Annotated in this window: 20 protein-coding genes; 16 read left to right on the forward strand and 4 right to left on the reverse strand. The window is 69.5% G+C overall.

The window, feature by feature from the left end:
- From QNJ12_RS14975 to QNJ12_RS15005, 7 genes are all read left to right on the forward strand, one after another.
- Positions 1 to 2,112, forward strand: a 2,112-nt coding sequence (locus QNJ12_RS14975) for a xanthine dehydrogenase family protein molybdopterin-binding subunit (RefSeq protein WP_300623702.1), incomplete at its 5' end; no start/stop codon positions are given.
- The gene (locus QNJ12_RS14980; protein ID WP_300623704.1) at positions 2,109 to 3,041 is read left to right on the forward strand and encodes an FAD binding domain-containing protein; all 933 of its coding nucleotides are present in this window, start codon (positions 2,109 to 2,111) and stop codon (positions 3,039 to 3,041) included. The genes QNJ12_RS14975 and QNJ12_RS14980, both read left to right, overlap by 4 nt.
- Positions 3,042 to 3,235: 194 nt before the next feature.
- Positions 3,236 to 4,246, forward strand: coding sequence for an NAD(P)H-dependent glycerol-3-phosphate dehydrogenase (locus QNJ12_RS14985; protein WP_300623706.1), 1,011 nt, complete (start codon positions 3,236 to 3,238; stop codon positions 4,244 to 4,246).
- 105 nt (positions 4,247 to 4,351) lie between these two features.
- The gene (locus QNJ12_RS14990; protein WP_300623707.1) at positions 4,352 to 4,669 is read left to right on the forward strand and encodes a hypothetical protein; all 318 of its coding nucleotides are present in this window, start codon (positions 4,352 to 4,354) and stop codon (positions 4,667 to 4,669) included.
- Positions 4,670 to 4,679: 10 nt separating this feature from the next.
- Entirely contained in the window at positions 4,680 to 5,078 is a 399-nt protein-coding gene (locus tag QNJ12_RS14995) for a hypothetical protein (RefSeq protein WP_300623708.1), read from the forward strand.
- A gap of 163 nt (positions 5,079 to 5,241) precedes the next feature.
- The gene (locus QNJ12_RS15000) at positions 5,242 to 6,150 is read left to right on the forward strand and encodes a crotonase/enoyl-CoA hydratase family protein (RefSeq protein ID WP_300623709.1); all 909 of its coding nucleotides are present in this window, start codon (positions 5,242 to 5,244) and stop codon (positions 6,148 to 6,150) included.
- Between the two features lie 7 nt (positions 6,151 to 6,157).
- Positions 6,158 to 6,763, forward strand: coding sequence for a TetR/AcrR family transcriptional regulator (locus QNJ12_RS15005; RefSeq protein ID WP_300623711.1), 606 nt, complete (start codon positions 6,158 to 6,160; stop codon positions 6,761 to 6,763).
- A gap of 196 nt (positions 6,764 to 6,959) precedes the next feature.
- On the opposite strand, the gene QNJ12_RS15010 is transcribed toward QNJ12_RS15005, so the two are convergent.
- Positions 6,960 to 9,125: a LuxR C-terminal-related transcriptional regulator gene (locus QNJ12_RS15010; protein WP_300623713.1), complete on the reverse strand. Its 2,166-nt coding sequence runs from the start codon at positions 9,123 to 9,125 to the stop codon at positions 6,960 to 6,962.
- A gap of 287 nt (positions 9,126 to 9,412) precedes the next feature.
- On the opposite strand from QNJ12_RS15010, the gene QNJ12_RS15015 reads away from it, so the two are divergent.
- The 4 genes from QNJ12_RS15015 (at position 9,413) to QNJ12_RS15030 (ending at position 14,931) form a co-directional block, all read left to right on the forward strand.
- A complete protein-coding gene (locus QNJ12_RS15015) occupies positions 9,413 to 9,595 on the forward strand; it encodes a hypothetical protein (RefSeq protein ID WP_300623715.1) in 183 nt (60 codons plus the stop codon).
- A gap of 107 nt (positions 9,596 to 9,702) precedes the next feature.
- A complete protein-coding gene (locus QNJ12_RS15020; RefSeq protein ID WP_300623716.1) occupies positions 9,703 to 12,450 on the forward strand; it encodes an MMPL family transporter in 2,748 nt (915 codons plus the stop codon).
- Complete coding sequence (locus QNJ12_RS15025; RefSeq protein ID WP_300623718.1) at positions 12,443 to 13,036, forward strand: sensor domain-containing protein; 594 nt, start codon at positions 12,443 to 12,445, stop codon at positions 13,034 to 13,036. Before QNJ12_RS15020 ends, QNJ12_RS15025 begins: the two co-directional genes overlap by 8 nt.
- A 101-nt stretch (positions 13,037 to 13,137) precedes the next feature.
- A complete protein-coding gene (locus QNJ12_RS15030; protein ID WP_300623720.1) occupies positions 13,138 to 14,931 on the forward strand; it encodes a TrkA family potassium uptake protein in 1,794 nt (597 codons plus the stop codon).
- Positions 14,932 to 15,208: 277 nt separating this feature from the next.
- Here the strand turns inward: QNJ12_RS15030 and QNJ12_RS15035 are convergent, their stop codons facing one another.
- Complete coding sequence (locus QNJ12_RS15035) at positions 15,209 to 15,841, reverse strand: TetR/AcrR family transcriptional regulator (protein ID WP_300623722.1); 633 nt, start codon at positions 15,839 to 15,841, stop codon at positions 15,209 to 15,211.
- 96 nt (positions 15,842 to 15,937) lie between these two features.
- Between QNJ12_RS15035 and QNJ12_RS15040 the strand changes: the two genes are divergently transcribed.
- Positions 15,938 to 16,417, forward strand: coding sequence for a nuclear transport factor 2 family protein (locus QNJ12_RS15040; protein ID WP_300623724.1), 480 nt, complete (start codon positions 15,938 to 15,940; stop codon positions 16,415 to 16,417).
- A gap of 234 nt (positions 16,418 to 16,651) precedes the next feature.
- Positions 16,652 to 17,587, forward strand: coding sequence for a serine hydrolase (locus tag QNJ12_RS15045; RefSeq protein ID WP_300623726.1), 936 nt, complete (start codon positions 16,652 to 16,654; stop codon positions 17,585 to 17,587).
- A gap of 38 nt (positions 17,588 to 17,625) precedes the next feature.
- Here QNJ12_RS15045 and QNJ12_RS15050 read toward each other — a convergent pair whose 3' ends face one another.
- Positions 17,626 to 18,573, reverse strand: a complete 948-nt coding sequence (locus QNJ12_RS15050) for a helix-turn-helix transcriptional regulator (protein ID WP_367281797.1) — start codon at positions 18,571 to 18,573, stop codon at positions 17,626 to 17,628.
- Between the two features lie 64 nt (positions 18,574 to 18,637).
- Here QNJ12_RS15050 and QNJ12_RS15055 point away from each other — a divergent pair, with 64 nt between their 5' ends.
- Positions 18,638 to 19,276: a TIGR03086 family metal-binding protein gene (locus QNJ12_RS15055; protein ID WP_300623730.1), complete on the forward strand. Its 639-nt coding sequence runs from the start codon at positions 18,638 to 18,640 to the stop codon at positions 19,274 to 19,276.
- A gap of 48 nt (positions 19,277 to 19,324) precedes the next feature.
- On the opposite strand, the gene QNJ12_RS15060 is transcribed toward QNJ12_RS15055, so the two are convergent.
- The gene (locus tag QNJ12_RS15060; protein ID WP_300623733.1) at positions 19,325 to 20,212 is read right to left on the reverse strand and encodes a LysR family transcriptional regulator; all 888 of its coding nucleotides are present in this window, start codon (positions 20,210 to 20,212) and stop codon (positions 19,325 to 19,327) included.
- A gap of 94 nt (positions 20,213 to 20,306) precedes the next feature.
- Between QNJ12_RS15060 and QNJ12_RS15065 the strand changes: the two genes are divergently transcribed.
- Complete coding sequence (locus QNJ12_RS15065) at positions 20,307 to 21,230, forward strand: alpha/beta fold hydrolase (protein WP_300623735.1); 924 nt, start codon at positions 20,307 to 20,309, stop codon at positions 21,228 to 21,230.
- Positions 21,231 to 21,260: 30 nt separating this feature from the next.
- Positions 21,261 to 21,553 (forward strand): nuclear transport factor 2 family protein (locus QNJ12_RS15070; protein WP_300623736.1); only part of this gene is annotated, 293 nt, incomplete at its 3' end.

The following is a 21,553-nucleotide window of genomic DNA, read 5'->3' on the forward strand; positions in this document are numbered from 1 at the left end:
GCCGCCTGCCGAGGTGACTTCGACGGCGAGACACCGGTGTCGGTCCGCGTCGACGGCCGGGCGAAGGTCACCGGCGCCGCCATCTACACCGCCGACGTGTACCCCGAGGGCACGCTCGAGGGCGTCATCGTGCGGTCGCCGATCGCGGCCGGCGACGTCGCACCGATCCCGGCCGACGCCGCCGAGATCATGGTCGACCTGCTCGGCGACGACCGCGGCGTCCGCTACGCCGGCCAACCGATCGCAGCCGTCGCAGCACCGACGCTCGCCGAGGCTCGACGCGTGGCCGCCGAGCTCCCGGTGGAGATCGTGCCGGCTCCGTTCGTCATCGACCCGGACGACGCGATGGCCCCCGACGCGCCCCTGGTCTACGACTCCCAGGAGGCACGCAAGGGGGCGACCAACGCCGCCGAGGGTCCCATCCCGCCCGCCCGCTGGAGCGGCAACGTGCGGGGCCCGAACCCCACGCCGTTGCTCGGCACGATCGCCAAGCGACGGGTCAAGCACGCCCGCAGCACTGGGGCGGCCGGTCACGTCCGGTTGCACTTCGAGACCGCTTCCCAGCTCCACACGTGCTTCGAGCCGCACACGACCGTGGCCGACTGGTCGGATCCGGCCAAGCTCCGCGTCTGGACCAGCACGCAGGCGGTCGCTCACGTCACCGAGGACCTCGCAGCGCACTTCGAGATCGACGACGACGCGATCGAGGTCGTCGCCGACTACGTGGGCGGCGGCTTCGGCTCGAAGCTCTCGGTCTCGACGGACATGGTCGCTGCGATCGAGCTGAGCCGGATCGCTCGCCGGCCGGTCCGCGTCGTGCTGAGCCGGCGCGAGGAGCTCACGGCGACCGGCAATCGGCCCGGGAGCCGCACCGACGTCGACCTGGTGGTCGACGACGACGGCGACCTCAAGGCGATGGTCGTGAACGGCGTCAGCTTCCCCGGCGTCGCCGTCAACAGCCCCTATGCGCTGCTGAGCATGCTGGTGTACGGCAGGAGTCCACGGCTCGCCCGCGACGGCGACGTGGTCACCAACGCACCGCCCGGCGCGCCGTTCCGCGGACCGGGTGGTCCGACCTACGCGTGGGCGCTCGAACAGAGCGTCGACCAGGCCGCGCACCAGATCGGGCGCGACCCGATCGATCTGCGCCGGGGCTGGGACGGCAACGAGAAGCGCCAGGCGCTCTACGACTGGGCGTCGGCGCTCCCCGTCTGGCGGCAGCGGCCGGTGACCGGGTCGCAGTCCGGGCGGTACCGCCGTGGCGTGGGCGTCGCAGCTGCCAACTGGCTCTACATGGTCGATCCCGACACCGAGATCGAGGTGTCGGTGCGCGGTGGACGCTTGGTCGTGCGCACCGGTGTGCAGGACATGGGCACGGGTTCCAAGACGGTCCTCGCTCGCGCCGTGGCCTCGGTGTTCGACGTCGAGCCGGCGGACGTGGTCGTCGAGGTCGGGCGCGCCGGCGGCGGCGAGCTGCACGGTCCGACCTCCGGGGGCAGCCGCACGACGGCGTCGCTGTGGCCGACCGCCGTCGAGGCCGCCGAGCAGCTCCGGGCGACGGTCGGCGGCGACTGGCGCACGGCCGACGGCGCCCGCGCCACTGCGACCCGGGGCGGGGACCACAAGATGCGGGCCGTGCCGATCACGTTCGCCAACCTCCAGATCGGGCGCGGGTTCTCAGCAGCGGTCCACGTGGCCGAGGTCGAGGTCGACACCCTCACCGGCAAGACCCGCGTCCTGTCGGTCCACGGTGGCCTTGCCGTCGGCGTGCCGCACGTGCGCGAGCTTGCCGAGAGCCAGTGTCGCGGCTCGATCATCCAAGGCATCGGGCTCGCGCTCTACGAGCACCAGGTCCTCGACCCGCACACGGGCCTCACCCTGACGTCGAACCTCGAGGACTACCGGATCCCGCAGCTCGGCGACACGCCCGAGATCACGATCCACTTCCACGAGCCCGGCTGGGAGCACGTCCCCGGGGGCGGTGTCGGCCTCGGCGAGGTCGCCACGGTCAGCCCGGCCGCGTCGGTCGGCAACGCCATCTTCAACGCCACCGGGTTCCGGCCGACCGTCCTGCCCGTTCGCCCCGACCGACTCCTGGAGGGACTGCGATGATCGACTTCCCCGAGACCTACGCCGCGATCGACGTCCCGGAGGGTGCCGTCGTCCGTTCCGGCGGCACCGATCTGCAAGAGCGCCTCCGCTCGCACAACGCCCAACCCCGGATCGTCGACCTCACCGGGGTCCAGGGGTTCGCCGGCATCGACCGCTCACCCGACCGGGTCCACATCGGCGGCGGCACCACCATGGCCGTCGTCGCCCGCGAGCTGGCGGCCACCCACCCGGCGCTCGCCATCGCCACCGGTTCGCTCGCCACACCGCAGATCCGGGCCCAGGGCACCATCGCCGGCAACCTGACCCAGCACACCCGCTGCTGGTACTACCGCCACCCCGACACCGACTGCTTCAAGTCGGGCGGCGACTCCTGCCCCGCCCGCACGGGACGTCATCTCTACGGCGTCGTCTTCGACCGGTCGGAGTGCGTGCACCCGCACCCATCGACGATCGCGATGGCGCTCCTCTGCTACGACACGACGATCGTGCTCGCCGATGGATCGACCCGCCCGATCGACGAGGTGCTCGGCGACGGTACCGACCCGACGCGCGATCACCAGCTCGCACACGGGGAGGTGATCGCTGCGATCGAGCTCACCCCAGGGTGGGCGGACGAGCGGGGCGCGTACTTCCGGTCGATCAGCCGGTTCGAGGCCGAGTGGCCGCTCGTCGAGGCCGTGGCTCGGGCGCGGTTCGATGACGACCGGGTCGCCGAGTGCGCGCTGGCGCTCGGCGGCGTCGCCACCGTTCCGTTGCGGATGGCGGCCGCCGAACAGGTGCTGACCGGGTCGACGCTCGACGACGCCTCCATCCGCGCCGCCGCCGAGGTCTGCGCCGAGGGCGCGACCCCACTACCGGAGACCGGCTACAAGGTCGAGTTGATCGTGGCCACCGTGATCGAGACACTCGAGCGTCTCCGGGCCGCCTGACGCTTCCCGCTCCGCACGTCCCGTCGAGCGGTGCGCCACCTTGCAGTCGCCTCACCTTCGGGTTAGGAAGAGCTGGTTCCGGTCGTGGGATCGAACAGGGGGTGAACCAGCGACATGAATGCGAGACGGATGACGTTGAACCGCAGCCGTGCCGAGCGGGTCGGCGAGGTCGACCCACGATCGCGAGCACCGCGATGAGCCGCGACGCTCACGTCGCGGTCCTCGGGGCCGGGTCGTGGGGAACGACCGTCGCTGCGCTCGCCGCGCACAACACCAAGACGACCCTGTGGTCGCGCCGGCCCGAACTCGCCGATCAGATCAACGAGGAGCACGAGAACGGCGACTACCTCCCGGGGTTGCCGCTACCCGAAACGCTCGCGGCGACCGGCTCGCTCGAGGCGGCGGTCGGCGACGCCGACGTCGTCGTGGTCGGGGTGCCGAGCCACGGCTTCCGCGCCGCGCTCGAGGCGATCGGACCGCTCCTCAGGCCATGGATCCCGATCGTCAGCCTGAGCAAGGGTCTCGAGCAGGGCACACGCTTCCGGATGACGCAGGTGATCGACGAGGTGCTGCCCGGCCACTCCGCCGGGGTCCTCGCCGGACCGAACCTCGCCCGTGAGGTCCTCCAGGGCTTCGCTGCCGCGGCTGCGATGGCGCTGCCCGACGAGCACCTGGCGAGCTCGCTGCAGACGATCTTCACGTCGAGGAACTTCCGCGTCTACACGAACACCGACGTCGTCGGCAGCGAGCTGGGCGGCGCGCTGAAGAACGTGATCGCGATCGCCGCCGGCATGGCCGAGGGCCTCGGGGTCGGCGACAACACCAAGGCGATGGTCGTCACCCGTGGGCTGGCGGAGATGATCCGCCTCGGCGAGGCGCTCGGCGCCGATCCGCGCACGTTCGCCGGCCTCACCGGGCTGGGCGACCTGATGGCCACGTGCTCGAGCCCGCTGAGCCGCAACCGTCACGTCGGCGAGCAGCTCGCAACGGGGAAGTCGATCGACCAGATCACCTCCGAGATGAACATGGTCGCCGAGGGGGTCAAGTCGGTTCGGGTCGTGTGTGAGCTCGCGGAAGAGCACGGTGTCGACATGCCGATCGCCCGCGAGGTCGACGGGGTCGTGAACGAGGGCCGCACGGCCGCCGACGCCTACCGCGGGCTGCGGCGCATCGCCCCGACCTCCGAGATCCACGGGCTGGCCTGAGCCGCCGGTCGCGATGACCCACCTGCGAAGCCGACGCACCGGACGGTGGGAGCGACTCCTCGTCGATCTGACAACATCGGTCTCGGGATGCGGTTCAGTTGCCTGGTGCAAGAACAGAGTTACGCGTACGAGCGCAGAGCGGACCTCGAACGGCGGCTCGACGAGCATCATCGCGGCCACTACCCGGGCGACGCGACGTCGGTGAGCTGGCACCCGGTGCCGCGAGGCCACATGTACACCGAGGGCCGTCAGAGCACGTCGTCGATCATCGCATGCGCGCTCGAACACGCCACCACGCTCGATCAACGCGAGCAGTACATGCGGGGTATCTGCGACCTGTGGACCGACGTCACCGGCTGCACCGACCACGAGATCGTCGTCTCGATCACCGAGGTCGACCCCACCACCGGACCCCGACAGTGAGGAGTCGTCGATGCCCTTCTACCGAGTGTCCGTCCGCCGGGATCTGCTGCCCGAATCGCAACGGGAGCCCTTCGCAAACGACGTCGTCGACATCCACTGCGGCGCGACCGGCGCGCCGCGGTCGTTCGTCCACGTGCTGATCACCGACGCCGCACCCACCTCGCTGCCGGACGGGCAGAACGGGTCGATCTCAGGCACGATCCGGAGCGGCCGCACCGAGGAGCAGAAGACGCAGATCACGACGAGGCTCCGCCAGGCGCTCGCAAACCGGGCCGGTGTCGACGCCGCCACCGTCAGCGCGGCGCTCCGCGACATCGAAGCGTCGTTCACGATGGAAGGCGGCGCGCTCCTGCCCGAACCGGGCTCCGCCGAGGAGGCGCTCTGGAAGCACGCGGGCGGCTCTCCATGACCGTCACCGAGCCGGCACCGAGCGACACCCGGCCCGACGGTCAGCGAATGAGCCGGTCGGGACGCAGGTCGCCGCGCGCCGTCAGTCCGAGCGTTCCCCCGAGGCCTTGAAAAGTGAATTCGTTTCACCTATGCTCGAAAATGAAACGGATTCACTCTTCTTCATGGAGGACGCAACGATGGACTTCGAGACGGTGCTCTACGACGTCGACCCCCCGATGGCGACGGTGACGCTCAACCGGCCCGAGCAGCTGAACACGATCGTGCCGCCGATGCCCGACGAGTTCGAGGAAGCCGTGATGCTGGCGACCAACGACGACTCGGTCAAGGTGATCGTCGTCCGCGGCGCCGGCCGGGCGTTCTGCGGCGGCTACAACTTCGGCGGCGGCTTCAACCACTGGGGCGACCGGATCAGCACCGACGGCAAATGGGACCCTGGCAAGGACTTCGCCTGGAGCACCGACCGACTGACCGCTCCCACCCCGAAGTTCATGGCGATCTGGCACACGCACAAACCCGTCATCGTCCAGGTGCACGGTTGGTGCGTCGGTGGGGCGAGCGACACAGCGCTCTGCGGCGACCTGGTGATCGCCTCCGACGACGCCCGCATCGGCACCCCCTACTCCCGCATGTGGGGTGCCTATCTGAGCGGCATGTGGCTGTATCGGCTCGGGCTCACCAAGGCCAAGGAGTACGCCCTGACCGGCAAGCCGCTCTCGGGTCGGGAGGCTGCCGACATCGGGCTCATCAACGAGTCCGTCCCCTTCGAACGGCTCGAGGCGACCGTCCGTGAGCGCGCCATGGAGCTGGCGTCGATCCCCGCTTCCCAGCTCGCCGCCATGAAGCTGGTCGTCAACCACGCCTACGAGAACATGGGTGTGTCGAGCACGCAGGTCCTCGGCCCGATCCTCGACGGGCTGATGCGCAACACCCCCGATGCGCTCGAGTTCATTCGCCGGGCCGAGACCGAGGGCGTGCGCGCCGTGATCGAGCAGCGCGACGGGCTGTTCGGCGACTACAGCCAGGCTCCCGCCGATCAGCAGCCCGATCCGTCGCACGTGATCGTGCCCTGATCGACCGATGAATGCTGCGCCACCTGGCGACCATCTGACCGACAAGGGTCGACGCACTCGCCAACGGCTGCTGGAGGTCGCCGCACAGGAGCTGCTCGAGCGGGGCCAGATCGAAGTCACGGCCGTCGCCGAGCGGGCGGAGGTCAGCGTCGGGCTCCTCTACCGCTACTTCGCCAGCAAGGACGGGCTGGTCACCGCCCTGGTGGACGACTTCTACGACCGCTACGAGGAGGCAGTGTTCGCCGAACGCGCCCCGGAAGGCGTTCACTGGTCGGACTTCGAACGCGAGCGCATCGTCCGTGAGGTCGCCTTCGTCTTCGACGAACCGCTCGGTCGCCGCATCGTCGGTGGACCGCCGGCCGAGCCCGCCGCAGCCCACGCCGACGCCCGACGCCTCGCACGCCACATCGAGATGGCGGCGCGCAACATCGAGCACGGTCGGCAGCGGGGCGACATCGCCGTCTCGACCGACCCCCGCCTCGCGGCCGCGGCGATCATCGGCGGGCTTCGGTCATGCCTCGCAATGGCGCTCGCGACGGACCACGACATCAGGCGCGAGGAAGTCGCCGGTGCGATCGAGCTCGCCTCGGTAGGCCTCATCGACCGGCTCTGAGACCGGTCGCCGGCGCACGCTCGCCGAGCGAGAGGCCGCAACTCTCGTGAGCCGAGCGTTCAGCGTCGAGTTCGTCGGCGCCACGATCGTCGTCTGACCGCAACCGACCGCGAGGTCGAGACGGGCGAGGTGACCCGACACCCTCATCTCGCCGACGGGGGTCGACCCACCACCACCCGGCATGCTGGGCGACCCGCTAGAGCAGTCCGATCGACCGAGCGACCTCGACCGCCTCGTCACGGGAAGACACCGAGAGCTTGCGGAAGATGTTCCGAGTGTGGGTCTTCACGGTGTTCATCGACAGATGGAGCGCGCCGCCGATCTCGCGTTGCGTGAGCCGACCCGGCAGCAGTCGGAGGACAGCGAGCTCACGATCGGTGAGGTCCTCGACCAGCTCTCGACGGTTCGACGCGCGCTGTGCTGGGGCAGGCGCGCCCCGCCGGATCCGGCGTTCGACCACCGCCGCGAACTCGGGGAGGAGACCGGGTGATGGCGCTCGCTCGAGTTCCGCCACCGCTTGCGCGATCAGCTCGCGGGCGGCGGCTCGATCGCCGCTGAGATGAACCGATTCGGTTCGACCGAGCAGGGCCGCGATCGTGAGCGGCCGAGAGTGGATCCGCCCGGCAAGCGTGCAGGCCCGATCGAACGACTCGTCAGCCGCATCGATCCGCCCGCCGGCCAGCGCGAGTCGGCCGGCTGCGAGGTGCGCCACGGCCGTCTGCCCGAACTCGTGGAGACCGAACTCGTCGATCGCCGCATGGGCATCGCCGACGAGCGCGGTCGCATCGTCGTACCGGTCGTCGTCGAACGCGATCAGGGCCAGATAGGCCGCCGCCTGGATGTACGCGTACGGCTCGGGGTGCGCCTTCGCAGCCGACGCCGACTCGGCGAGCCACGCAGAGGAGCGGTCGTCACCGAGCCAGTAGCCGGTCGCGCCGAGATGCAGGTTCGCCGAGACGCGGGTCCGTGCCCACCTGGCATACGAGATCGCGTCGTGCGCTCGCTCGGCCGCAGTCTCGATGTCGCCGGCGAGGACCGCCTGGTACGCGCGGAGGTTGAGCACGTCGCCCAGACCCATCTCCCCGCGCCACGACTCGCCGGCAGCATGGGCGTTCTCGGCGAGCTGCAGCCACGGTTCGACCTCGTCGACCCGGCCCGCCCCGATGAGCATCCAACCGACCATCACGGCGAGCGACGGGTCGCGTGCGTAGCGGGACTGGGGCAGCGCTTCTGACCAGCGGAACACCGTGGCCAGTTCACCGTGATCGACGAGCTCGGTTCCCCACTCGACGAGGGCGTGTTCGGCGAGTTCTGGATCGCCGGTCAGCACCGCGTGGTGACCGGCGAGCCGAGGATCGCGCGACGAGTAGAACTCCATCGCACGGCGATGGAGTGTCGAGGCGCGCCCAGGCGCACGCAGGTCGAGGTCGAGCCGCAGCCAATCACGGAAGATGTGGTGGAAGCGGAACGACTCGTTGCGGCGATCGGTCGGTATCAGCAGCATGTTGGTGAGGGCGAGCTCGGGCAGCCACGCACCGGTCGCCGACCGCTCGAGCACGTGATCACACACCGGCCCGCTCAGCTCCTCGAGTACCGACGCTTCTCGGAGGAACGTCTGCGTCTCGTCGTCGAGCTCGTCGACAACCTCGGTGGCGAGGTACTCCGCGACGTTGCGGTCGTCGCCCGCGAAGCTCGCCACGAAGGCGTCGACGTCGTCGGCCTGCCTCAGCGACAGGCCGGCGAGGTACACCCCCGCAGCCCAGCCCTCGGTTCGCTCCTGGACGACCGCGACCGCCGACTCCGAGATGGCTCGGCCCGATGTCGACTCCAGGAGCTGCTTGGCCTGGTCGCCGCTGAGCGCGAGGTCTCTCGCACGGAGCTCGGCGACTTCGTCTCGTACTCGCGACCGGCCGAGCGCGAATGGCGGCTGCGTTCGGCTCGCCAGCACGACGCGCATGGTCTCGGGCACGTGGCGCACGAGGTGCTGCATCGACTCGTGGACGAGGCCGTTCGTCACCAGGTGGTAGTCGTCGACGATCATCGTCACCGGCGTCGAGCCGAGCCGGACCAGTAGCGGTTCGACGACACTGGTCGCCAACGGCACACCTGGGGCACGGGCACGCCGGCGCACGTCGTCGAACGACGCACCGGCGACCGACTCGAGTGCGGCAAGCAGGTAGGTCCAGAAACGAACGGGATCGTCGTCGTACGGGTCGACCGACAACCACGCGACGCGGTCACCCAGGGACTCGACGACCTGAGCGAGCAGCTCGCTCTTGCCGCACCCCGACGGCGCCACGAGCAGCGTGAGCGCAGGCGGATTGGACACGACCCGCTCGACGAGCGTTCGTCGGCGCATCATCGAGGGTCGCGGGTGAGGTGCCGTGATCTTCGCCGGCAGGATGACGAGGTCCGCTTCGTTCGTGGCCGCGATGGTAACGAACGCCGCGATTTCACCCAGGCGGAGCGACCGGCTGGGTGACGACGGCTCACCCAGATCGGTCACACGCTGGACGCATGCAACGAGCACAGGATCGGCCGCCGACAGGCGGATCGCGACCAAGTGAACCCGAGGTATGCAGCGGGAGTCCCGGCAGCGAGGCAATCGATCCGCTGAGCCCCGGGACACCCAAGTGGTACCGGATGTGCGTGTCGGGCGTCGTGGGCAACCGCGTTGCCGATGCCGTGAGCTCGACCGTCGAGCCGGGCCCAGACGGTTCGGTCCTCGTCGGGGAGTACGTCGATCAGGCGTACCTCACCGGCGTGATCAACCGGCTGCACGACCTCCGCATCCAGATCCTGCGGATCGAGATCGTCGAGGAGGCGACATGAGCAACACACGCCGTTCAACACCACCGCTACCGTCGGACGTTGGCCACGATGGTGCGCGCCAGTTCGGGCGAGCCGTCGCCCAGCTGCTCCAACGACACGTCTGGACCGTGAGCGCCGTCGTGGTCGCGCTGGCCTTGGTGGCGACGCCGTTCGCCGCCAACCGAACGACGGCTGACGAGCCGAACTACGACCCGAACGGTGACATCTACGAGGTGATGGACATCGTCGACGACCGCTTCAACACCTCCGACGTCGTCGCGGTGCCGTTCGTCGTCGAGGCGCGCGAAGGCAACGCGCTGGAACGAGACGTGCTGGTCGAGTGGCTCGACAACACCGAGGAGATGCTGGCACTGCCCGACGCCGCCGATCACCTGGCGGTCGGGCGAGTCACCGGCGTCGGCGACGTGGTCGACGGTGTGTGGAGCATCGCACAGGCCGTAGACGGGCGGTTGCCCGCCGGGCTCGACGGTGCCGACGACGCCGAGGTCGCAGAGGCGGTCTCCAACGTGCTCGCCGACGACGGTCTGCAGCGAACGCTCTCGCAGCACGCCGCCGTCGTCGACGGCGTCTGGACTGCGCCCGCGTTCATGTCGACCCTCATCGTCGACAACGGATCGTTCCCCGACGATGTCGCCGACCGCCTCGATTCAGGCGAGAGCGCCGCATATCTCGGCGTGGACGCCCAGGAGTGGGTCCGCAACGTCCAAGACGTCCTCCAGGGTGAGGAGCGGTCCTACCGAGCGATCGGTGCCGGCTTCGACGGTGGGCTCGCCTTCGTGGAGCAGCTGGCCTCGGCGGCACCGTTCATCCTGATGGCGATCGTGCTGATCGTGCTGCTGGTCGGTGCGCTGCTGCGGTCGTACTGGGCCGGCGCGTTGGTCGTCGTGTCACTCGCGTGCACCATGCTCCTCTACGGCGGCGTGCTCGACCGGTTGGGTTTCGACGGTGGCATGCTGCTCGGGTTCATCGTGCCGGTCGCGGGCATCGCGTTCGGCGTCGACTTCTTCATCCACGCCGTCGAACGCATCCGCGAGTCGAGCGAGCAGGCCGCGCACGATTGCGCGGCGTTCGGTCTGGTCGCGGTGGCGCCCGCAATGGCCGTGGCGCTCGCGTCCTCGGTAGTCGCCTTCCTGGCCAACGCCGTGTCGGGCGTGCAGGGCATCGTCGAGTTCGGGTTCGGTGCAGCAGTTCTCCTCGTGTTGTCGTTCGGCGTCCTCGGCTTCGTCGCCCCGTCGGCGCTCGCCCGGATCGAGACGTCGCTCGGCCGGCCGCCGCGCCGCTCCGGGACGCGTCGCCTCGGCTCGCTCGTCGGGCTCATCACCCTCTCGGTCGCCGGCGGCATTGTCGTGACGATGACGCTCGTCGCGCCGGTCGTCGGTGCCGCCGGAACGATCGTCGTGGCCGCGCTGTTCCTGGCGCTGCCCTACCGCCGAGCCCGCCGACGGATCGCGAACGGCGACGCGGCAAACGTCGGCGAGAACCGCGAACACAGCCGCCGCGGGGCCGCCGTGGTCGGAGGGCTCGTTGCGATGACGGCTCGCGCCCGTTTCGTCGTGCTGCCGGTCGTCGCCGGGCTCGCCGTCGTCGGGTTCATCGGGTTCAACCGGGTCGACTCCGACTTCGAGCTCAGCGACTTCTACTCGTCCGACAGCGAGTTCATCGAGGGCCTCGACCTGCTCGACGCCCACTTCGGAACCACCACCGGCGCCGGCGAGGGCCTCATCTATCTCGAGGGCGATCTGGCCGAGCCCGCCGTGCTGCACGCGATCGACGAGCTGCCCGCAGCGATCGCCGCCGAAGAGGCGAGGGGCGACGTCGCGTTCCTCGGACGCGATCTCGACGGAGAGCCCATCGTGGCACCCAACCTCGCAACCGTCGTTCGCGCTGCGACCGGTTCGGCCGGAGCACGCGGCGCCGTGCTATCGGCCAGCGGAATCGAGGTCACTGACGAGGACGGTGACGGTCTCGCCGACAGCTCCGACCAGGTGCACGCGATCGTCACGGTCGCGCTCGCCGACGGCGTCGACGGCGACAACGGCACGCAGCGGTACACCGCCGACTCGGTGCGCTCAGCCGTCGCCCTCGATGGCGATCGGCTGGCGACCACCGTTCGGGTCGGCGTCAACACGCTCACCGACGACCGCATCGTCGATCCGGCTCGCGCCGTGCTCGAGGAGCTCGCCGCCGAGATCGCGGCGGAGTATCCGGATCATCTCGATCGGGCCGGCGCGTCAGGCGCGACGATCGTCAGCCGTGACAGCCTCAACTCGTTCACCGACGCGATGCGGATCGCACTACCGGTGGCCTTCGTCGCCTGCGTGCTGCTCGTCGCCGTGGTGTTGCGTTCGGTTCGCGACGCGATCGTCGCCGTCAGCCCCTCCCTGGTGGTCGTGCTGTGGGTGTACGCCCTGATGAGCCTCGTCGGGCTCAGCGTCAACGTCGTGACCGCCACGATCGCGGCGATCGCCGTGGGCGTCGGCCTCGACTACTCCACGCACTACACCATGCGGTACCGGGAAGAGCTGCGGGTCACCGGTAGTCCGATCGACGCGGTGCGACGGGCCGGCGGCGACACCGGTGGTCCGCTGGCGGTCTCGGCGATGTCGTCGATCGTGGGGTTCGGCGTGATGGCGTTGGCACCGATGCCGATCTTCGCCACCTTCGGGCTTCTCACCGCCGTCATGGTGGTGTTGTCACTGGCCGTGTCGCTGCTCGTCCTGCCGAGCCTGCTCCTCGTCACGTCGGCCGGTGGTGGCCGGCGGACGGGCCAACGCCGCTCCCCTCAGACGCTGCCGCCGCCGGTGCCGAACGCCGCTCACACAGCACTCGCCGACAAGGAGCCGGTCCATGCGTGAGGCACTTCGGGGCACGTGGTACCTGCTCGTCACCGCCGTTGTCGGGATCGCCTGGGCCAGCTGCCTGGTCTCGCTGCTCGCCGCCGGTATCGGGTTGCTCGTCGTCGTGGTCGGCGTGTTCGTCCTGATCGCCACGGCCGACCTGATTCGCTGGATCGACGACGCCGAGGTCGTGCGGGCGGCGAGGTACCTCCGAACGGAGCGGCCCACCGGGCGCCCGTCCGAGCACGACGCCCGGCCCGAGCCGGTCGCCCTGCCCGACCGGCTGCGGCGGGCGTGGGCTTCTGGAATGACGCAACGTGCGTTCAAGGGGATCGTCCGGATGGTCACCGGCCCAGCGCTGTTGAGCGTGACCATCACCCTGTGGCTGGTACCGCTCGGCCTCGTCGCGACGCCGATCATGACCGCAACAGGTCTCGAGCCGACAGAGTGGACCGAACACGTCGACTCGATTGCGAACGTCGGCGAGTGGCCCGCAGCGATCGGCATGACGTTCGTCGGGCTGATGCTGGCACCGGTCGCCGCGGTCGCTCTGCGGTCGCTGGCGACAGCGGTCGCCGAACGGGTTCTCGCGGTCACCGCCTGAACTCGTGGCAGCTCGCTCATGACACCCGGTGTCTGACGGCACTCGCGTCGATCTGGCGGCTGTGACAACATCATGCTCGTGAGACCGATTCGGGTCCCGCCATGTTGAAGTCGCTGGGCGCGACCATGGCCCAGGTGACGCAGCGGCTGCGTCATGGTGACGCGTCGCTCGCGCCGGGGCCGTACGACCGCGCACAGCACGTCGCCCGTCGCGCCGCGCGACGACGCCAGATGAAGACGATCGCACTTCTCGCCATCGTGTTCGTCGTGATGGTCGGCGTGTTCAGCTTCATCTTCCACGAGCTCATGGCTCGCGAGGGCCGCACCTTCTCGTGGCCGTCGAGCATCTACTGGACGTTGACGACGATGACCACGCTCGGCTTCGGCGACATCACGTTCGAGTCCGACGCCGGGCGCATCTTCTCGGTGATCGTGCTGCTCTCGGGGTCGACGTTCCTGCTGGTGATGCTCCCGTTCGTCTTCATCCAGTTCGTCTTCATCCCGTGGATGAACGAGCGCGAACGGCGGCGTGCGCCGCGGTTGCTGCCGGCCTCGACCGCAGGCCACGTCATCGTCACCTCGCTGGGGCCGGTCGAGGAGGCACTGATCGACCGGGCCGACCAGGCCAATGTGCCGTACGTGGTCATCGTCGAGGACGTGGACGACGCCGGGCGCCTGCACGACGAGGGGCGCACCGTGATGGTCGGCGCGCTCGACGACCCGAACACGTACCACAGCGCGCGGGTCGAGCAGGCGGCGACCGTGGTGGCCACCCGGAACGATCAGACCAACACGAACATCGCGTTCACCGTCCGCGAGATCGCACCCGAGGTCGACATCGTCGCCAGCGCCAACTCGCCGGCGTCGGTCGACATCCTGGAGATCGCCGGCGCCGACCATGTCGTGCAGCTCGGTGAGATCCTCGGCGAGGCGATGGCGGCTCGCACGCTCGGACTCGGCGGGCACTGCCACCGGATCGGCAGCTTCGCTGGGCTCCAGATCGCCGAGGTGGGCGCGATCGGCACCGATCTGGTCGACCACACGCTGGCCGAGTCCCGGCTACGGGCGCGGTTCGGGGTCGGGATCATCGGGGTCTGGGAGCGCGGCAAGTTCCACGTCGCCACGGCCGACACGCGCCTGCGCGACTCGTCGATGCTGCTGTTGGCCGGCACGAACGAGCAGCTCGAGGCGTTCGATCGTGCGTTCACGACCGACTCGCCGACGGGGAAGAACGCAGTCATCATCGGTGGTGGGCGCGTCGGCCGGGCGGTCGGGCGGGCCTTCGCCGCGGAGGACATCGAGTTCGCGATCATCGAGCAGCTGCCCGAACGGCAGCGAGAGGGCGCGCGCTACGTGATCGGCGACGCCGCCGACCGCCACGTGCTCGAGGAGGCGGGGATCGCCGGCGCCGGGGCGGTGCTGATCACCACCCACGACGACAACGTCAACGTGTACCTGACCCGCTACTGCCGCGGGCTGCGGCCCGATGTGCGGATCGTGTCCCGGTCACGGCTGGACCGGAACGTCTCGACGCTGTACCGCGCCGGTGCCGATGCCGTGCTGTCGTACGCCGGCACCGGGTCGGCCGCGATCTGGAACCACTTCCGTGGCGAGGAGACGCTGCTGGTCGCCCACGGCCTCAATCTGTTCCGCACCCCCATCCCGCGTGAGCTCGCAGGAACGTCGTTGGCCGATTCGCACGTCTACCGGCGCACGCAGTGCAACGTCGTCGCGGTCGAGACCGACGGCGAGATCAGGGGCAACCCGGACGCCCACGCGCCGCTGCCGGCCGACGGCGAGCTGGTGCTGGTCGGGACCGACGAGGCCGAGACCCGCTTCTCCGAGGTCTTCCCACACGCCCGCCACCGATCGATGTTCGACCGCGTCCGGCGCTGACGGCTGACGGCGCCGGCGCCGGCGCTGCTCAGCCGTTCGTCGGGCCGCCAGGGCAGGACGACGAGCTTGCCGGTGGCTCGACCGTCGCCCATGTCGGCGTGAGCCTCGGCGGTCCCATCCAGGTGGAACGAGCGGTGGATCGGCGCTCGGGCCCGAGGTCGGGTTCTCGGTCATCGTGTGCCCCTTGCTGGTCGACGAGGTGTGTTCGAGCAGCCTGGGTGGCACCTCGGCCGAGCTCGGCCAGCCGTGCGCGGTGTACGACCACCGTATCGAACGGTCATTGCGCCGACGACGCCCGGTCGAGCGCGGCGACGAACCTTCGGCGACCGGCCGCAGTCATGGTTGGCAGCAAGACTGCGAAGTGGTGTTCGATCCCCCGCTCGACGTCTGCCCACTCGATCTCGTCGCGCTGCTCCATCTCTCGCAGGTGATCCATCCAGTACCGGCTGAGGATCCACAGCGAGCGAGCGAGCATGTCGAGGTCGACGTCGGCGGCGGCACGGAACAGGCCTTCGTCGTCGATCCGGCCGATCAGCTCGCGCCGTTCTTCGAAGGCGGCGACCAGGATCGGGCTGGGTGGGACGACGGCGTCGGCGTCGTCGAAGATGCCCCGGTCGCGCATGAGGAACCGATAGTTCCAGGTCATCTCCATCGCGAACCGGAGGTGCTCGACGTAGTCGTCCGCGAGGCCACCTGTCGACGGCGTCGCACGACGTACCTCGGTGCGGACGCGAACCTCTTCGCTCAGATGGAGCGCCAGGTCGAGCTTCGTGGGGAAGTGATAGGTGAGGTTTCCCTGGGAGATCCCGACCTCGGCTGCGATCTCCGTGAGCGTCGTCGACGCGTACCCCTTGCGGTTGAAGCGACGACGGGCGGCGTCGGCAATGCGTTCTGCGGTTGTCGTGCTCACGTCGGTTCCAGATCCACCTGTGGTCGATGTCACGTTGCACGTCTAGGTTAGTGCACCTAATCTCTAGGTAACGCAACCTAGACGGAGGCCATCATCATGGAGACGCTGACGATCGACCTGAACGACCTCGGCCGCACGGGCTGGACACCGGAGGAGCAGGCCAACGCTGCGTTGGTCGCCGAGTTCGTACGGCTCCTCATGAACGAGCACGACTTCGAGGCCGTCCGCGACAGGTTCGGCTCGGGCGCCTATCTCCAGCACAACCACGGCATCGCGGACGGCATCGAGGGCGTACTGGAGACGATCGGCCGGTTGGTGAAGCGATTCCCGGACTACGCGTACGACGTGAAGCACATCCTCGTCGACGGTGACATCGTGACGTTCCACTCGCACGCAACGCTGCGGAGGTCGCATCGCGGCAACCCGAGGAAGGGATTCAACATCACCGACCGCTGGCGAGTCGTCGAGGGCAACATCGTCGAGCACTGGGACTCGATCCAGCCGATCGACCTCTTCGCCCGCTTCTACATCCTCGTGTCAGGCGGCAGGGTCCGAAATGACAACGGCACCTACTGAGTGTCTCGGAGCGGGCCGGCGGGAGTTGCGCCGTTGCGCCCTCCCCGCGTCCACGTGGGCGGGGGTGGCCCTGCGCGTCCGGTGATGTCGTGGTGGGTGTCTCGAACAGACCGTCGCCCGGTGCTCGCGACGCGGCGCCGCGATGCTCGAAGCCCACCCAGCACCTTGGCACGGCTCAGCCGGTGTTCGCACCGTCGAGTTCAGGGGCCCGCTCGCGGCGCGTAGCGTGCGCTCATGGGCGATGAGCGGTCGGTCAGCGATGTTGCGGTTGCCCGCGCCGTGGCGTTCGCGGCGGAGGCGGGCACTGCTCAGCTGGTGATCGTTCGCAGCGGCGATGTGGTGGTCGACGAGGTCGACGAGGCCGAGCCCGTCGACGTGTTCGCCGTTCAGAAGGGCCTGGTGTCGGTGATGTTCGGCATCGCCGAGGAGCGCGAACTGCTGCACCTCGACGACCCGGTCAGCGATTTCCTCGGCGTTGGTTGGACACGGCTGCCCAGAGCATCGGAGGCGAGGCTGACGATCGGCACCGTGCTCGACATGACGACCGGCATGGACGATGAGCTGCGACCGCTCGGCGAGGTCGGGGTCTCGTGGCGCTACGACAACGTCGCCTACAACTACCTCAAGACGGTGCTGGAGATCGTCACGGGCACGTCGTTGAGCGAGGTCACCCGGGCGTGGCTGTTCGAGCCGCTTGGCATGGATTCGACCAGTTGGGTCGAACGCCCGGTTCTCCGGCCTGATGGGAGACCGATCACGGGGCTGCTGTCGACGGCGCGTGACCTGGCCCGGTTCGGCGCCATGGTGTTGGCCGGCGGCAACGGGGTGGCCCCATCGGCCTATCTGGGTTCGCTGGGTCGTCCGGGGTCCGGCGAGAACCCCGCGTGGGGCTTGTGCTGGTGGAACAACGACCAGCGGCACCATCGGCTCCCCAGAGCGGAGTCGAAGGTGCAGCACGGGTCGGTGACGCCGCAGGCTCCGGCCGACATGATCGCCGCCCGCGGAGCGATGGAGAACCATCTGTACGTCGTTCCATCGCTCGACCTGGTCGTGGCGCGCACTGCCAAGCCGGTCCGCCGGGGTCGGTCGCCCGTGTCATTCGACCGGTCCTTCTGGGAGGTGCTCGCGGGCGAGCCGGGCTCTGACGGATCGGTCCCTCGCCACGGCTGAGAAGCTCGATCTGCGGCGGTGCCCGTTGCGCAGTCGTCTCAGCCGTATCGCTCGACGAGCTCGTTGCCGATCGAGGCCAGGCGGTCCCGCACGCCCGGCGGGCCGGTCACCTCGAGCCATTCGACCAGCCCGGCGAGCTCGCCGGCGAGCGCGTACTCGTTGGGGCCGCGGATCACGACCTCGATGCGGCCGTCGGTCGTGGAGCCACCCACGTCGAGCCGATCCCCGAGCACCATCCGGAGCAGGCCGATCCCGTCCGGCGCGCACACCGCCTCGATCTCGAGGGGGCTTCGCTTGTGGTCGACCTCGTCGGCGATCTCCTGCCAGCTCTCGGCAAGGTCGAAGTCGTCGGGTCGGTGCACGGGATCGTCGGTCGGCTCGACGGCCGAGACGCGGTCGATCCGGAACGTCCGTCGACCGACCTCGGTGTCGGCGACGAGGTACCACGTCGGCCCCTTGGCGACGATGCCCAGGGGGTGGACGGTGCGCTCGCTTTCGGAGCCCTTCCGGTCGACGTAGCGCAGCCGCACCTGGACGCCGCGGATCACCGCGTCCTGGAGTTCGTCGAGCAACCGGGGTGGTCGGTGCTCGATCCGACTCGACCCCCATCGCTCCGGATCCACGAGCAACGACGACGCAGCCGCGTCGGCCTGCACCCGGAAGGGCTCGGGCAGGGCCTGGACGAGCTTGCGCAGTGCGGCCTTCACGTCCGGCGTCGTGGCCGAGGCCGGGCCCGCCACCAGGAACAGCGCCCGGGCTTCGTTCGCGGTCAACCCGGACAGGTCCGTCCGGGCACCGCCCACGAGGCGCCAGCCGCCGCCTCGGCCCTGCATCGAGTACACGGGCACCCCGGCGACGGCCAAGGCGTCGAGGTCGCGGCGGGCGGTGCGCTCGGAGACCTCCAACTCCCGGGCGACCTCGGCCGCGGTCACCTGCTCGCGCTGTTGCAGCAGGAGGAGGATGGCCATCAGCCGGTCGGCTCGCACCGCGCCCACACTTCCACACCAAACCGGTCACGACATGACCGGTTTAGATCGCGATGATGGTCTCATGACCTCAGCGACCAGTTCCGGCACCGGCCACCTCGACCCTCGGCACATCCTCGACCGTGCGATCGCGACGGGCGGGTCTGTCATCGCTCGCGTCCGGCCCGACCAGCTCGCCGCCCCGACGCCCTGCTCCGAGATGGACGTGCGCACCATGCTCGGGCACCTCGTCGGTGTGCTCGACCGCATCGCCGCGCTCGGACGGGGCGAGGATCCCTTCACCGTCATCGAGACGCTCGTCGCCGACGACGGCTGGTCCGACGCCTGGACGACATCAGCCAGCCGCGCCGCTGAGGCGTGGCGCGACGATGACGTGCTCGCGCAACCGATGGCGCTGCCGTGGATCCAGGGCAGCGGTGCCGAGGTGCTCGCGACCTACTTCTCGGAACTGACCGTCCACACGTGGGACCTCGCGACGGCGACCGGGCAGCAGCCCGACTGGGACGACGACGTCGTCACCGCCGCGCTCGCCGCACGCGACATCCTCCCCGCCGAGAACCGCCGAGCGCTCTTCGAGGAGATCTCGGCCGCGATGGGCCTCGACGAAGTCGCGATCCCGTTTGCCGAGGCCGTCCAAGTCCCCGATGACGCCCCCGCCATCGACCGCCTCGTCGCCTGGAACGGCCGGGATTCCGGCCGCTGACCCCATCCGGCCTGGCCTGCCGTGAGGATACGGGCTGACGCGGACCCGCTACCCCAGTTCGAGGTGGGTCGCGATCTCGATGACGTCGGCGATGATCGGTCGGTTGTCGTCCCAGCGCCAGACGACAGCGAGTTCGGCGGGTGTGAGGTCGTCGACGGGAACGAACGCAACGTCGTTTCGCGCGTAGATGTCGGCATTGCCGACGGAGATCAGCGCCGAACCGATCCCGGCGGCGACGGCCTCCATCGCCTCTTCGGCGCTGCGCGCGATGGTGGCGACCCTCGCTGGTGCGTCGCGGTGGTCGGCGGCCAACCAGTAGTCGCGCAGTTCGCCGGCTGCCGCAGGCAGCGCGACCAGTGGTCGGTCGGCGATCTCGTCGAAGCTGACGGCGCTCCGCGTGGCGATCGGATCGTTGGAGGGCAACGCGATCAGGCGTTGCTCGGTGGCGACCGTGACCGATCGGTACCCGTCTCCGTCGGGCAGCGGCATCCAGCAGACCGCGATGTCGGACGAACCGTCGGCAAGACCCGCAGTCGGGTCGTCCCAGGTCTGCTGGTTGAGTTCGATCGTCCACTGCGCGTGACGTTCCCGCAACCCGGCGTTCAGCGCTGCGAGTATCCCTCGACCCACGCTGGTCTGCAGACCGATGCGCAGTGTTGCGGCGGTCGCGGCGGCCGCGTCACGGAGCTCGCGCTCGGCCGCCGCCCAGGCGTTCAAGAGCGTCCGGGCGTTGCCGAGCAACGTTTCGCCGGTGGTCGTGAGCGACACCTTGCGGCGACCGCGGTCGAACAGGGTGACGCCGAGTTGTGCCTCGAGTCGAGCGATCTGACGCGACAGCGCCGGTTGGGACACGAACAGCCGCTCCGCGGCGCGGCCGAAGTGGAGCTCCTCGGCGACGGCGACGAAGTAGCGGAGGTCCCGAAGATGTACGTCCACGCTCGCACGGTACTCACGTTCCGACGGCTGTGATAACGAAACGACATCACAGGAGGTCTTGGACTTCGCGCCCAGACGGGCGGAAGGTGAACCCATGACCGACACCGCAACCCCCACGACCCATGCCACTCCGTTCACGACCGAGCGCCACCGGTTCGACTCGAACGGCGACACGCTCGTGGCAGACCTGTTCCGGCCGTTCACGGCAACCGCCGGCGCGCCGATCGTCATCGTGACCGGCTCGTGGACGACCTCGAAGGAGCAGCAGGCCAACTTCTACGCCCGGCAACTCGCGGCGAACGGCATCACTGCGCTGACCTTCGATTTCCGCGGATTCGGGCAGAGCGGTGGTGGTCCCCGCGACTGGGAGAACCCGACCCGCAAGATCGCCGACATCCACGCCGCGGTGGGCTTCGCCCGAACCATCGAGGGCACCGACCCCGACCGCATCGGCGCCCTCGGCGTCTGCGCATCGTCCGGCTATCAGGCCGTCAACGCCGCCAGCGACCACCGCGTCCGTTCCCTCGGGATGATCGCTCCCTGGCTCCACAACACCGACCTCGTCGCCCCCTACTACGGCGGTCCGGACGGTGTGGCCGACCGCATCGAGCTCTCCAAGCAGGCCGAGGCGACGTGGAGGGAGACCGGCGAGGTCCGGATGATCCCCGCAATCTCCGAGACCGACGAGTCCGCGGCCATGTTCGGTCCGTTCGACTACTACCTCGACCCTGCCCGCGGGCTCATCCCCGAGTGGGACCAGCAGATCGCCACGATGTCATGGCAGCCCTGGCTCGAGTTCGACCCGATCGCTGCTGCACCGAACATCGATGTCCCGGTCCAGATGGTCCACTCCCGAGACGGCGCCGTCCCCGACGGAGCCCAAGCCTTCTACGACGGACTCGCCGGCCCGAAGAGCCTGATCTGGATCGACGGCGGCCAACTCGACTTCTACGACCAGCCGGCCCAGGTCGCCGTCGCCACCCCCGCGATCGTCGACCACTTCGACGCCACGCTCTGAACCGGACCCAACGCTGCAACGGACACCACCATGAACGACCGAAACGCCATCATCGACACGATCACCCGCCTCTTCTGGTACGCCGATCACCACGAGTGGGCCGGCCTGCGCTCCGTGTTCGCCGACGACGTCGACCTCGACTACACGTCATTGCAGGGCGGCGAACCCGCCACCGTCGCCGCCGACGACGTCATCGCCGGCTGGCGCGGCGCCTTCGAGGCCATCGACGCCCACCAACACCTCGTCGCGAACCACCTCGTCGAGATCGCCGACGACACGGCGATGGTCACCGCCGCGTTCCAAGCCACCCACCAGTGGCGTGA

The sequence above is a fragment of the Ilumatobacter sp. genome, assembly GCF_030065885.1.
Lineage (GTDB): Bacteria > Actinomycetota > Acidimicrobiia > Acidimicrobiales > Ilumatobacteraceae > Ilumatobacter.

Excerpts from the sequence above, each read along its gene's own strand:
- QNJ12_RS14980 (WP_300623704.1), top strand. The coding sequence starts at position 2,109 with ATGATCGACTTCCCCGAGACCTACGCCGCGATCGACGTCCCGGAGGGT.
- QNJ12_RS15045 (WP_300623726.1), top strand. The coding sequence starts at position 16,652 with ATGGGCGATGAGCGGTCGGTCAGCGATGTTGCGGTTGCCCGCGCCGTG.
- QNJ12_RS14995 (WP_300623708.1), top strand. The coding sequence starts at position 4,680 with ATGCCCTTCTACCGAGTGTCCGTCCGCCGGGATCTGCTGCCCGAATCG.
- QNJ12_RS15065 (WP_300623735.1), top strand. The coding sequence starts at position 20,307 with ATGACCGACACCGCAACCCCCACGACCCATGCCACTCCGTTCACGACC.
- QNJ12_RS15025 (WP_300623718.1), top strand. The coding sequence starts at position 12,443 with ATGCGTGAGGCACTTCGGGGCACGTGGTACCTGCTCGTCACCGCCGTT.
- QNJ12_RS14985 (WP_300623706.1), top strand. The coding sequence starts at position 3,236 with ATGAGCCGCGACGCTCACGTCGCGGTCCTCGGGGCCGGGTCGTGGGGA.
- QNJ12_RS15010 (WP_300623713.1), bottom strand. The coding sequence starts at position 9,125 with ATGATGCGCCGACGAACGCTCGTCGAGCGGGTCGTGTCCAATCCGCCT.
- QNJ12_RS15040 (WP_300623724.1), top strand. The coding sequence starts at position 15,938 with ATGGAGACGCTGACGATCGACCTGAACGACCTCGGCCGCACGGGCTGG.
- QNJ12_RS15030 (WP_300623720.1), top strand. The coding sequence starts at position 13,138 with ATGTTGAAGTCGCTGGGCGCGACCATGGCCCAGGTGACGCAGCGGCTG.
- QNJ12_RS15005 (WP_300623711.1), top strand. The coding sequence starts at position 6,158 with ATGAATGCTGCGCCACCTGGCGACCATCTGACCGACAAGGGTCGACGC.
- QNJ12_RS15055 (WP_300623730.1), top strand. The coding sequence starts at position 18,638 with ATGACCTCAGCGACCAGTTCCGGCACCGGCCACCTCGACCCTCGGCAC.
- QNJ12_RS15000 (WP_300623709.1), top strand. The coding sequence starts at position 5,242 with ATGGAGGACGCAACGATGGACTTCGAGACGGTGCTCTACGACGTCGAC.